Origin of the sequence: Pseudomonas sp. IT-P260 (assembly GCF_949768395.1) — a bacterium.
Taxonomy (GTDB): domain Bacteria; phylum Pseudomonadota; class Gammaproteobacteria; order Pseudomonadales; family Pseudomonadaceae; genus Aquipseudomonas; species Aquipseudomonas parakoreensis.
This window is the reverse complement of sequence record NZ_CATKPO010000040.1, coordinates 248,333-261,459: the sequence shown is the minus strand read 5'-3', so window position 1 is coordinate 261,459 and position 13,127 is coordinate 248,333. Positions and strand designations below refer to the sequence as shown.

9 protein-coding genes are annotated in these 13,127 nt (G+C 57.7%); 8 read left to right on the top strand and 1 reads right to left on the bottom strand.

The genetic code is table 11. The features are described from left to right. Window positions 1-2 precede the first annotated feature (2 nt). Together glcF and ACM6HV_RS20185 are read left to right on the top strand one after the other, a co-directional pair. Window positions 3-1,223 carry a glycolate oxidase subunit GlcF gene (glcF, locus tag ACM6HV_RS20190; RefSeq protein ID WP_145595227.1) on the top strand — a complete coding sequence of 407 codons (1,221 nt, stop codon included), beginning with the start codon at window positions 3-5 and terminating at the stop codon, window positions 1,221-1,223. An 88-nt stretch (window positions 1,224-1,311) separates the two neighbouring features. Further along, entirely contained in the window at window positions 1,312-2,691 is a 1,380-nt protein-coding gene (locus ACM6HV_RS20185; protein ID WP_414905127.1) for a VOC family protein, read from the top strand. Window positions 2,692-2,786: 95 nt separating this feature from the next. On the opposite strand, the gene ACM6HV_RS20180 is transcribed toward ACM6HV_RS20185, so the two are convergent. Continuing rightward, window positions 2,787-3,464, bottom strand: coding sequence for a type 1 glutamine amidotransferase domain-containing protein (locus ACM6HV_RS20180; protein WP_414905126.1), 678 nt, complete (start codon window positions 3,462-3,464; stop codon window positions 2,787-2,789). Between the two features lie 407 nt (window positions 3,465-3,871). Here ACM6HV_RS20180 and ACM6HV_RS20175 point away from each other — a divergent pair, with 407 nt between their 5' ends. The 6 genes from ACM6HV_RS20175 to ACM6HV_RS20150 all read left to right on the top strand — a co-directional run bounded on the left by ACM6HV_RS20175 (window position 3,872) and on the right by ACM6HV_RS20150 (window position 13,027). Continuing rightward, window positions 3,872-4,387 (top strand): Hcp family type VI secretion system effector, encoded by a 516-nt coding sequence (locus ACM6HV_RS20175; protein WP_003226246.1) that lies wholly within the window; start codon window positions 3,872-3,874, stop codon window positions 4,385-4,387. 131 nt (window positions 4,388-4,518) lie between these two features. After that, the gene (gene tssI / locus ACM6HV_RS20170) at window positions 4,519-6,561 is read left to right on the top strand and encodes a type VI secretion system tip protein TssI/VgrG (protein WP_198760286.1); all 2,043 of its coding nucleotides are present in this window, start codon (window positions 4,519-4,521) and stop codon (window positions 6,559-6,561) included. After that, window positions 6,551-7,288 carry a DUF4123 domain-containing protein gene (locus ACM6HV_RS20165; protein ID WP_414905125.1) on the top strand — a complete coding sequence of 246 codons (738 nt, stop codon included), beginning with the start codon at window positions 6,551-6,553 and terminating at the stop codon, window positions 7,286-7,288. The genes tssI and ACM6HV_RS20165 overlap by 11 nt, the downstream gene beginning before the upstream one ends. Further along, on the top strand, window positions 7,288-12,084 hold the full coding sequence (locus ACM6HV_RS20160) for an RHS repeat-associated core domain-containing protein (protein WP_414905124.1): 4,797 nt from the start codon (window positions 7,288-7,290) through the stop codon (window positions 12,082-12,084). Before ACM6HV_RS20165 ends, ACM6HV_RS20160 begins: the two co-directional genes overlap by 1 nt. 13 nt (window positions 12,085-12,097) lie before the next feature. Next, entirely contained in the window at window positions 12,098-12,526 is a 429-nt protein-coding gene (locus ACM6HV_RS20155) for a HEAT repeat domain-containing protein (protein ID WP_414905123.1), read from the top strand. A gap of 156 nt (window positions 12,527-12,682) precedes the next feature. Next, on the top strand, window positions 12,683-13,027 hold the full coding sequence (locus ACM6HV_RS20150) for a hypothetical protein (protein WP_414905122.1): 345 nt from the start codon (window positions 12,683-12,685) through the stop codon (window positions 13,025-13,027). The last annotated feature ends 100 nt before the right edge of the window (window positions 13,028-13,127 follow it).

Here is a 13,127-nt window from a genome sequence, read left to right as displayed (position 1 = left end):
CCATGCAGACCACCCTCAGCGAACAATCCCGACAACTGCCGCGTGCGGCCGAGGCGGAAAAGATTCTGCGCACCTGCGTGCATTGCGGTTTTTGCAACGCCACCTGCCCGACCTATCAGTTGCTCGGTGATGAGCTCGATGGGCCACGCGGACGCATCTATCTGATCAAGCAAGTGCTCGAAGGTGCGCCGGCCACCGAGCAAACTCAGTTGCATCTGGATCGCTGCCTGTCCTGCCGCAATTGCGAAACCACCTGCCCTTCCGGTGTCGACTATCACAACCTGTTGGATATCGGGCGGGCGGTGGTCGATCAGGCTGTACCGCGTCCCGCTGCCCAGCGCTTGTTGCGCGAGGGCTTGCGTGCACTGGCGCCGAATCCGGGCGTATTCAAGGGCTTGCTGCGCATGGGTACAACGTTCCGGCCCTTGTTGCCGCGAATGTTGGAAAGCAAATTGCCGCAGCGCTCGCCCGTAACCGGCTCACGCCCCGCCCCACGCCATGCGCGGCGGGTGTTGCTGCTCGAAGGCTGCGTGCAACCGGGCCTGTCGCCTAACACCAATGATGCGACGGCACGGGTATTGGACCGGTTGGGAATCAGCGTCACGCCGGTGACCGAAGCCGGTTGCTGTGGCGCGCTGGACTATCACCTCGACGCCCAGGCCAAAGGCCTCGAGCGCGCCCGACAGAACATCGACGCCTGGTGGCCGCACCTGCAAAACGGCGCGGAAGCCATCGTGCAGACGGCCAGCGGTTGCGGCGCGTTCATCAAGGATTACGGGCATCTGCTGGCGCAGGATCCGCGCTACGCCGACAAGGCGCGGCAGATCAGTGAGCGAACGCTGGATCTGGTGCAACTGCTCGCTCAGGAACCGCTGGAGCAAGTGTGCGCCGCCCGCCAGCGGCGGATCGCCGTGCATTGCCCCTGCACCCTGCAACATGCGCTGAAACTCGGCGGCGCAGTCGAAGCACTGCTGACCCGCCTCGGGTTCAATCTCACCCCCGTGCCGGACGGTCACCTGTGTTGCGGTTCGGCCGGCACTTATTCGCTGACGCAACCGACCCTTGCCCGGCAATTGCGCGATAACCGCCTCAATGCACTGGAAAGCGGACGCCCGGAGCTGATCGTCACGTCCAACGTCGGCTGCCAGAATCATCTGGCCGGCGCCGGACGCACGCAGGTTTTGCACTGGATCGAACTGGTGGATCAGTCGTTGGCAGAATGAAGTTCGTAGGATTCTTCGTTTGCTGCCGTCGGCGAAGGCTGCGATCTTTTCCTCTATCCAAACCGTGACCGTGGCAGGAATTTTTTTCATGACCGTGCAGCCTTTCGTCAGCCCCGACCTGATCCGTCAACGCTTCTCCAAAGCGATGTCCGACATGTACCGCGAAGAAGTGCCGTTGTACGGCGCGCTGATGGAGTTGGTGGAACAGACCAACCGTGAAGTGCTGGCCGCCCAGCCAGACCTCGCACGGCAGCTCGACAGCACCGGTGAAATCGAGCGCCTGGACATGGAGCGACACGGCGCGATCCGCGTCGGCACCGGCAAAGAGCTCGCGACCCTCGCGCGCCTGTTCGCGGTGATGGGCATGCAACCGGTGGGCTACTACGACCTGACCCCGGCGGGTGTGCCGGTGCACTCCACGGCGTTTCGCGCGGTGCATGAAGCGGCGCTGCAGGTCAGCCCGTTTCGGGTGTTCACCTCATTGCTGCGTCTGGAGCTGATCGAAGATCCAGAGTTGCGCGGTTTTGCCGAATCGGTGTTGAACCGGCGTTCGATCTTTACCCCTGCTGCATTGCAGCTGATCGAGCGGGCGGAGTCAGCCGGTGGGCTGAATGAGGAGGACGCGGCGCAATTTGTCCTGCAGGCACTGGAAACCTTTCGCTGGCATCACAGCGCCACTGTCACCGCTGCGCAGTACCAGACCCTCAGCGCCCAGCACCGTCTGATCGCCGATGTGGTGGCGTTCAAAGGCCCGCACATCAATCACCTGACCCCACGCACCCTGGACATCGATATCGTCCAGGCGCAAATGCCGCTACATGGCATCACCCCGAAAGCGGTGATCGAAGGCCCGCCACGCCGCAAGTGCCCGATCCTGTTGCGCCAGACCAGTTTCAAGGCGCTGGACGAGCCGATCGCTTTCACCGATCAACACGAGACTCGCGGTAGCCACAGCGCGCGTTTCGGCGAAATCGAACAACGCGGTGCGGCGCTGACACCCAAAGGCCGGGCGCTGTATGACCGCTTGTTGAACGCCGCGCGCGATGAACTGGGCGACTTTCCCAACGAAGGCAACGCCGCACGCTACAACACGCTGATGACCCGACACTTTGGCGAATTTCCGGACAGCGTCGACGGCATGCGTGAACAGGAGCTGGCGTATTTTCGCTATTTCCCCACGGAAAAAGGCTTGGCAGCGGGTAGCCTCAAATCGACATCGCTGGCGGATTTGCTCCGCGAAGGCCATGTGAAAGCTGAACCGTTGGTGTACGAAGATTTTCTGCCAGTGAGTGCGGCGGGGATTTTTCAGTCGAACCTTGGGGACGCGGCGCAGACGCACTATGGCGAACACTCGAACCGTCAGGCATTTGAACAGGCGCTGGGGCGTGGGACCATTGATGAATTGGGGTTGTATGCCGAGACGCAGCGGCGTTCGATTGAGGAGTGTCTGGCAGCGCTTTCGCGCTGAAAGATCAAAAGATCGCAGCCTGCGGCAGCTCCTACAGATGGAATGTGTTTCCCCCTGTAGGAGCTGCCGCAGGCTGCGATCTTTTGCTTTTGCTTCTAGCGCAACCGCGACAACAGCGCGAACGCTGTTTCTTCCGACGACGCCGGATTCTGCCCGGTCAGCAGCAATCCGTCCTCACGGGTGTAGCTCGACCAGTCCGCGCCCTTGGAGAAAATCCCGCCCTTGGCCTTGAGCTCGTCCTCCACCAGAAACGGCACCACCTTGGTCAACTGCACCGCATCCTCTTCGCTGTTGCTGAAACCGGTCACCTGCTTACCCTTGACCAATGGCTGACCGTCCGCACCTTTGACATGGCGCAGCACCCCGGGCGCATGACACACGGCCGCCACGGGTTTGCCACTGTTGTAAAACGATTCGATCAGCGCAATCGAATGGCGGTCTTCAGCCAGGTCCCACAATGGGCCGTGGCCGCCGGGATAGAACACGGCATCGAAATCCGCAGCCTTCACCGTGTCCAGTTTGACCGTAGAGGACAGTGCCGACTGGGCGGCAGAATCCTTGCGAAAGCGCTCGGTCGCGGCGGTCTGCGCATCGGGCTCGTCACTTTTCGGGTCCAGCGGTGGCTGGCCGCCCTTGGGCGAGGCCAGCGTCAGTCGCGCGCCGGCATCCTTGAACACGTAATACGGCGCGGCGAATTCTTCCAGCCAGAAGCCGGTTTTCTTGCCGGTATCACCCAGTTGATCGTGGGACGTTAAAACCATCAGGATTTTCATGTCGTTCTCACTCGCGGTTGGGAATGTTCAGACGCCTGCGGCGCAGTCGTGAGTGATTGACCGTCGCGCTGGGTGGATCGTTTCAGACGCTCGACGCTGGCATTTGGCCTTACTGCGCAACTTCTTGCGCACTTGTCCGGCAAAAAACGTGACTTATCGCGCTACAGCCCTTGATCGGAGAGGCTTACAGCCGAGTGCGCAACTTCTTGCGCAGTACTGCGCAAGAAGTTGCGCACTTTCCATCTCGATTCAATAAAAAACATCGACAAAACCGCAAACTACAGCCGCTTCACCCCCGGCTGCCGGGGCCTTCGACAAACCTGGCACGCTCCTTGATAACAGTCAGGCACCCACCGGGCGATTTCGCCTCCCGGGCACCCTAAATTTATCCGCAAGGAGAGCACCCCATGGCAACACCAGCGTACATGTCGGTTACCGGCGAAAAACAAGGCCTGATCACTGCCGGCGCCTTCACCGCCGACTCCGTTGGCAACACCTACCAGGAAGGCCACGAAGACCAGGTCATGGTTCAGGCTTTCAGCCACGACGTGATCATCCCGCGTGACCCACAATCCGGTCAGCCAACCGGTCAACGCGTTCACAAGCCAGTGATCATCACCAAGGTCTACGACAAGGCTTCGCCTCTGCTGCAAGCTGCTCTGACCTCCGGCGAGCGCATGAGCGAAATCGTTATCCAGTGGTACCGTACTTCGGCTCAAGGTACTCAAGAGCACTACTACACCACCAAACTGGAAGACGCGATCATCGTCGCCATCAACAACAAAATGCACAACTGCCAGGATCCGGGCAACTCGCACTTCACTCACCTGGAAGAAGTGCAGTTCACCTACCGCAAAATCACCTGGACCCACGAAGTATCCGGTACTTCGGGTTCCGATGACTGGCGTGCTCCAGTCGTTTAATTACGGCTGATCGTTACAAGCATCGACCAGCCCTGCTGGTCGATGTTGTTTACGCCCCTCCAGAATTTCGCGTGCGTTGAACCGCCTTGCGGTTGTCGACGAACGCCGCTGTACAGCACGAGGAACAAGGGATGTTCGCGCCGGCCAATGAAACCCACTTTGCCCTGACCATCGAAGGGCTCTCCGCCGATTTTCAGGTATTCACCCTGACCGGCCGGGAAGCCATCAGCCAGCCTTTTGTGTTCGAGGTGGAGCTGGTCAGTGAGCAGCCGTCGCTGGACCTCGAAACCCTGCTGCACAAACCGGCCTTCCTGCAGCTGTCGCCCGATGGCAGCGGCATCCATGGCCAGATCTACCGCGCCGCGCAAGGTGACTCGGGCAAGCGCCTGACGCGCTATTCGGTAACCCTGCGCCCGCAATTGTCGTACCTGGCGCATCGCGTCAACCAGCGGATCTTCCAGAACCTCACAGTGCCGAAAATCATCGGCATGGTTCTCGAAGAACACGGCATCCAGAGCAACGCCTACGAATTCAAGACCGGTTCGATCTATCCTGAGCGCATCTACTGCGTGCAATACGATGAATCGGACCTGCACTTCATCCAGCGCCTGTGCGAGGAAGAAGGTATCCACTACCACTTCCAGCACAGCGCCACGGCGCACAAGCTGGTGTTCGGCGATGACCAGACGGTGTTCCCGAAACTCCAGCCTGTGGCCTACCAGCAAGACTCCGGCATGGTCGCCAGCAATCCGGTGATCAAACGTTTCGACCTGCGCCTGGAAACCCGCACCAGCCGCACCACGCGCCGCGATTACGACTTCGAAAAACCACGCCTGACCCTGGAAAGCGAAAACCGTGGCGACGCCCTGCCCGACCTCGAAGACTACGACTACCCGGGCCGCTTCATCGACCGCGAGCGCGGCAAGCACCTGGCCAAACGCGCCCTCGAACGCCACCGCAGCGACTTCCAGCTCGCCGAAGGCAAGAGCGATCAGCCGCTGCTGGTCAGCGGCCATTTCCTTGCCCTGACCGAGCACCCAAAGGCCAAATGGAATGACCTGTGGCTGCTGACCGAAGTGCTGCACGAAGGCAAACAGCCGCAAGTGCTCGAAGAGTCGGTGACCAGCGACACCACCGCACTGAAAGACGATTTCCATCAGGGCTATCGCAACCGCTTCCAGGCGACCCCGTGGGACGTGCCGAACCGCCCGCCCCTACGCCACCCGAAACCGCGCATCCTCGGCAGCCAGAGCGCCGTGGTCACCGGCCCCAAAGGTGAAGAGATTCACTGCGACGAGTACGGCCGGGTCAAAGTCCAGTTCCACTGGGACCGCGAAGGTCAGGCCGACGACAAGACCAGTTGCTGGCTGCGCGTCTCCAGCGCATGGGCCGGCGCCCAGTACGGCGGCATCGCCATCCCGCGCATCGGCATGGAAGTGCTGGTCACCTTCCTTGAAGGCGATCCCGATCAACCGCTGATCAGCGGCTGCCTGTACCACAAGGAAAACACCGTCCCGTATGAGCTGCCGGCAAACAAGACCCGCAGCACCTTCAAGACCCTGAGTTCCATGGGCGGCGGTGGCTACAACGAACTGCGCATCGAAGACAAGAAAGGTCAGGAGCAGATCTTCCTCCACGCCCAGCGCGACTGGGACGAAAACATCGAGCACGACCAGAAAATCCGCGTCGGCAATGAACGCCACGACACCGTCGAGCAAAACAGCTATACGGAATTCAAGGCCGAAGAACACCACACCGTCTACGAAGACCGCAAAGTCGAAGCCCGCGCCAACGACCACCTGACCGTGGGCGTCAACCAGCACATCAAGATCGGCACCGGCCAGTTCATTGATGCAGGCCAGGAAATCCACCTCAGCAGCGGCATGAAGGTGGTGCTCGAAGCCGGCGCCGAGCTGACCCTGGTCGGCGGCGGCAGCTTCATCAAGATCGACGCCGGCGGCGTAACCATGAGCGGCCCGACGATCAACATCAACTCCGGCGGCAGCCCCGGCAGCGGCACCGGCGCCGCCCCGTTGATGCCCGGCGTGTTGAAACAGGCCGACGCCGACAAGGCCGGCCAGGTCCTGACCCCGGCCCAGATCAACACCCTCAAACGCAACGCGCCGTTCTGCGAAGAATGCGAAAAATGCAAGGCAGGTGCCTGTGCCATCTGATCGACTGACACCCAAAGACTGGCTGGCACAACAGCCGCTGCAGACTGGCGAGCGCCTGTACCTGATCATCAGCGCAGCGAGCGATGCCGACGCGCTGAAAACCCTGTACCTGACCGAACCCACCGCCCAGCTCCTGCCGATCTGGGGCGGAACGCCCTACTCCACCTGGCAACCGGTGATGCCCTACGTCACCGAACTCAAACCGAACTCGGCATTCCTGCCCTGGATCGCCGAAACCGACGCCCTCGACTGGGGCTGGCTGGCCGTCTCACGCGCCGAACCGAACGAGGTGTTCGAGCACCTGCGCAGCCTGACACAGGTGAAGATGCCGGACGGGACTGAGGTGTTTTTCCGGTTCTGGGATGGGCGACATATTTACCCGATTCTGAAGGGGCTTGGGGAGAAGGCCGGGGAAGTGCTGCCGGTGTTTGAACGGTATCTGATTAATGGGCAGACGCTGGAGGTCGGGACGCGGGTGTTGCCGAAGGTGAAGGATTGGCCGTGGTGGGAGGTGCCGAAGGAGTTGCTGGATGGCTTAGCCAAGGAGAACCCGACGACACTGATCAGCAACCTGATGCAGTGGCTGGAAGAACACCGCCCGGATGTTTACAACGCCTGGCCTGAGAACAACCTGAAGCTGAAAGTCAACCGTTTCGTGCGCCGCCCGGATGCGCCGAAAAACCTTAAAGAAGCACTGTTAAACCACCTGATTCTGGAGCAAGGCTGATGGATCGCGTTGCCTTTGTTGACAACCAACTGAACACCTTCAAGGACAGTCTGAAGCTGTATCAGGAACAAACCAAAACCTGGTACGCAAGGGCCGCCGACAAGGCCAGTCGAGCCGCTGACCTGCCCTCCCTGTTGGGCATGGAGCGCGTGATCAAGGTTGGAGACACCAGTAAATCAGTGAGCATGAACGACGGTAGTTTCGCCTCGAACGTGGCTCAGTGTCCTCTCAAAGGTCCATTGCTGATCGAAAGTAAATTCGAATCGGTCTACGACATCCCGATTGGCGACATCGAAGTCGAGATCGTCGCGGTGGAAGGTGGTGCGGTCAGCAAAGTCAAACTCGACGCTCAAGGCAAAGCTGAGTGGACCGGAGGTATTCCCGGCAAGTTCTATCAGATCCGCGTTCACAACGAAGTGACACCGGCGCAGATCGACGCCCTCTTCAGCTCCTACAGCGGCGTGACCGCTGACCTGGAGGGCTTCCTGCGTAAAGAGTGGGCAGGGTTCAAACCGCAATGGTCGAATCTGTCAGCTTCGGGCACCGCGATGGCTATCGGCAACGGCATTCTTGAAGGTGGCTGGGAGGCTATCAAGGGGGTGTGGGATGGCATCAGTCTGGTGCTCGATATCCTGCAAAATCCGAAGAAGTTTGCGGCGGACCTCGGAGCTGGCGCTGATGAGCTGATCAAGGTCGCCAAAAGCTCGCCAGACGTCATGAAGAAAGCCATGTTGCTGGCCAGTGACGAAGCCGCACTGTTCCTGTTGGTGCGCAGCGCAGTGATCTGGCTGGCCGGTTTGCCCCCCATGAAGATGGCAGGCGACGTGGCGAAAATGACCACAGCGATCGTCGTGGGCATCGCGATCGACATCGTGATTGGTGTGGTACTGACCATCGCAGCCGAAGGCACCGGGATCATCTATCTCGCTGCCCGACTGAAGAAGTACGGTGAGTTGGTTCTCAACGCCGTCATCGGTTTCGTGAAGTCGTTGTTCAAGATCATCAACGGCTTTATGGAATACGTCGCGAAGTACACAGCAGTTGCGGCGCGGGGTGTGACGGCCAAGGTGAGGAATGGTATTTCAGAGTTGCGTTTTGACGGGAAGAAAAACGCCAAACTCGCGGATGGCAAAATAGCCGACGATGCTTCCAAACAGGCAAAAACGCCTGCCGAGAAAAGCGCGGAGCCGGCAGCCGACACTTGCACCAATGGATGTCCGGTTTCAATGGTTACCGGTGAAGAGCTGTTGACGCTGACCGACGGCCAACTTGACGGTCTGCTGCCGTTTGAATGGACCCGTCTCTACCGAACCAGTGCAGTGGAAATCGATTGTGGCCTGGGTTATGGCTGGAGCCATGCGCTGGCGCATCGCCTCGAGATCAGTGGCGACGAAGTCATCTGGACCGACCACGAAAACCGCTCGACACCCTTCCCCCTCCCAAGCGAACAACGTCCGGCAATTACCAACAGCCTGTCGAAGGCCGCGATATTTCTTGGAGACGATCCGTCAGAACTGGTTCTGGCACAGGCAGGCAAACGTCCATCGTTCTACCACTTCCGCTTCAACAGCAAAGGCGCCACCCTGATCGCCATCAGCGACAGCTATGGCAATCGGCTGCACGTCACGCGCGATATCCACGGTCGGATCAAGCGTCTCGATAACGGTGCCGGTCGCGCCCTGTTGCTGCGCTACGACCGCAAAAACATTATCGCTGTGGACTATCAACAGTTCCTGCCGGCGGACAACCTTGAAGATGCCTGGAACACCGTTCAAACGCTGGTGACATACAGCTATGACGCACAGCACCGTCTGATCGAAGCGAAGAACGCGGCCGGCGAAGCCGAGCGCTATCGCTACAACGAACAGCACGTGATCCTGGAGCGGCAACTGGCGGGCGGCGCGGCCTTCTATTGGGAGTGGGAGAACGAAGGCAAACTGTCTCGCTGCATCCGTCACTGGGCCAATTTCTCGCAGATGGAAGCGCATTACGCCTGGGACGATAAAGGCAGCGTAACGGTAACCAACGCCGACGGCAGCGAAGAGGTCTACACCCACGACGACCAGGCACGGCTGATCAGCAAGGTCGACCCGGACGGCGCCGAACACCTCAAGGCGTACAACGACAAAGGTCAGTTGATTGCGGAAAAGGATCCTTTGGGTGCCGTCACCGAATACCGGTACGACGACAACGGACTGATGACTGCCGTTATCCCGCCGGAAGACGAAGCCACCACGTATGAATACATCAATGGCTTCGTCAGCGATGTTCATCGCGGCAAAGCCAGCTGGAAGTACCAACGTAACCGTCAGGGCGACATCACCCAGCAAATCGACCCGGACGGCAATGCCACGCTGTACAGCTACGACGCCCAAGGTCGCTTGCTGGAGATCCGCCACCCCGACGGCAGCCGCCATCAACTCGGCTGGAACAACCTCGGACAGTTACTGGAAGAACGCCTGCCGGACGGCGGTCAGCGCAAGTATCGCTACGACGCACTGGGTCGGCAGATCACCCGTCAGGAAGAATCCGGCGCCATCACCCACTACCAATGGGATGCGGCCAACCGCCTGGCACAAGTCACGCTGCCGGGCGGCGCAACACGTGCCTTCACCTACAACGCCTATGGCAACGTCACCGCCGAACGCGACGAACTCGGTCGCGTTACGCGATATGAGTATGCGGACAACCTGCACCTGGTCAGCCGCCGCATCAATCCGGACGGCAGCCAACTGCGCTACCGCTACGACAACTCGCGTCTGTTGCTCACCAACATCGAAAACGAGCGCGGCGAACATTACCATCTCGATTACTACTCGAACGGCCTGATCCAACAGGAAACCGGCTTCGACGGTCGCCGCACGGCCTACGAATACGACCTCAACGGCCAGTTGCTGAAGAAAACCGAATTCGGTGATGACGGCAGCGAACTCGTTACCGAGTATCAACGCGACGCCGCTGGCCGTCTGCTGGTAAAAACCCTCGCCGATGGCGAGGAGATTCATTACAGCTACGACGCTTTGGGTCGTCTGGTGAATGTCGACGACGGTCATTGGCCGCTCGCCTACAAATACGACCTGCAAGACCGCCTCATCGAAGAACACCAAGGCTGGGGCACCTTGCGTTACGAGTACGACAGCGTTGGTCAACTTAGCCACTGCCGCCTTCCGGATGGCAGCAAACTCGACTACCGTCACCTGTCCGGCGGACGCCTGAGCAGCATCGACCTCAACGGCTCACGCCTCACCGCTCACCAGTTCAGCGCCGGTCGCGAACAACAGCGCCAGCAAGGCCTGTTGCTCAGCCAGTACCAGTACGACGAACAAGGCCGATTGCAAGCACACACCGTCGGCGAGCGTGATAAAAACCTGTTCCAGCGTCGCTACAACTACGACGCCAACGGCAACCTCGCCGGCATCGATGACAGCCGCAAGGGCAATCGCAGCTACCATTACGACCCGCTCGACCGGCTCATCAGCGTACGCGGCACGACACCGGAAAGCTTTGCCCACGACCCGGCGGGCAACCTGCTCGGTCAGAACAACGAAGGCACAGCCAACCTCGCCAACGTCAAAGGCAACCGCCTGCTGATGCAAGGCGACCGCCACTACGACTACGATGCCTACGGCAACCTGATCCGCGAACGTCGCGGCACCGGCCAGAAACTCGTCACTGAATACCGCTACGACTGCCAACATCGCCTGATCGGCGTAAGCCTGCCCGGAGGCAGCAACGCGTCCTACAAATACGACGCCTTTGGTCGCCGTGTCGAAAAAACCGTCGACGGCCACACTACGGAATTCCTGTGGCAAGGCGAACGACTGATCGCTGAAAGCGCCGAAAACCGCTACCGCAGCTACATTTATGAGCCCGGTAGCTTCCGTCCACTGGCGATGCTCGATGGCGAAGGCCCGCGCAAAGCCACGCCGTTTTACTACCAACTCGACCACCTCGGCACACCGCAGGAACTCACCGACTACAGCGGCGAAATCATGTGGTCAGCGAAGTACCGCGCCTACGGTAACCTCGCTGCGTTGGACGTCAGCGAGATCGATAATCCGCTGCGCTTCCAGGGTCAGTATTTCGACGCCGAGACGGGGTTACATTACAACCGGCACCGCTACTACAATCCGGGCACTGGACGGTTTTTGACGCCGGACCCGATCAAGCTTGCGGGCGGGTTGAATAACTACCAGTACGTGCCTAACCCTACGGGGTGGGTGGATCCGTTGGGGTTGAATAATTGCCCTGGTGCGGAAGACGGATCTCAAGGTAAGAAGCCTGATGATTCAGAAAAAGCCGAGCATGACGAAGGACGAAAACCACCTGATCCATACAATCGACCCTATTCCGGGGCGCTGCCTGCCCAGATGCAAAATAAAATTTTGTTCGGCACACGCAGTCCAAATAGCAACAAACCAATTGGTGGACACTCGTCTGAAGTATTGAAGTCTAAAAATCACCAAATGACCGTTCTGCAGAAAAATCCTGATGGCACGATAAAAGTCGAAGATTTCAAAATGATTCTTGAGCGAAAAGACGGAACTGTCGGCATGTCAGCCAAGAAAGGTGGGAAGCACACATTAGCCCCAGAAACATGGAGCAACGATAAAATACTCTGGGTTACTGACGAAGTATCCGCAACACCAGGCGTGTTTATGCGAGAAGTGGATGGAGTTAAAACCACTTTACACACCAAAACAGTCGACGGTGTTCAGTGGCAGGTACTGAAAGACAACGGAGTCGTGACATCTTCATTTCCGGCTGGCGATTCGCCTATGTCCCCACCAATTTAAAAAGAGGTAGCTTATGGATAGCAAAGCTTACGAAGAGCTCAACTACTGGCTTGGGCCAAATGAAGATTCAAATTGGAATGAGTACGTTACTGAACAGGTAGCTCATGGAGTTTTAGGAAAATTCAGCGCTATGGACTGGCAGCAGCTTAATGAAACAATACTTTCGAAAGAAGAGTACTGGCAAGAAAGAAGTGCTGCTGCTCTCGGAGAGCTACGATCGCCCGAAGCAATTGAAATTCTAAAAAAACTTCTTGAATCCAAGTTTTCAGAGGTAGCAATCGCCGCAGCTTCCGAACTTGACTGGACGGAAGCAGTCATTGAGGAAAAATACTCTAATAAAATACAGAAAATCATAAACAACCTGTCCGACGAAGAAATTGACTCTTACCCAGAACTCATAAACTTACTAAGAAAATCACAAAGTCAGCCGTCTTCCAAATAAACAATATAAAGTATTATTTTTCAGATAAACGAAATCACTTTACCATCTCCGAAAAAATGAGAATAAAGACCACTAACTCATTACCCAAGCATACTCCAAAAAACTTGAAAAACAATTCTTCCTTTTGACGCAAATTTTCAAGTGTATAAATTTCAAATGAGACCCAAACTACAATATAATCTTCAACCAATTCGAGTCCCAAGCGGTTGGACAGTAACAATCAACAACCTTTTTGAAGTTGAATTAACGCCAGAAACCAGCGACTGGTTCGCCTGTTCAGTATTATTGGGCGGAGTGCGTCGAAGTAGCGGGCACTGCTTCGATTCTAGAGTAGAACCAGAGGGCGACCCCAACGGAGAGTTTGTAATTGATTTCCTGAAAATCGATTATGACCAAAGAGGAAAACCGGTTAAAAACTCCGAAGTTTTTCTTGGTGAGTTCAGAACCAAAAGCAAAATTGAATTCATTAAAAAAATTGAATCATTCATGATCGAATCGTGAGATATAGACACCTTAAAACGCCAACACTCAGCAATCCAAAAATAGTCTATAATCCGAACGTAATTCGACAAAACAGCTCAACGCGAGCACAGCGTTAAAG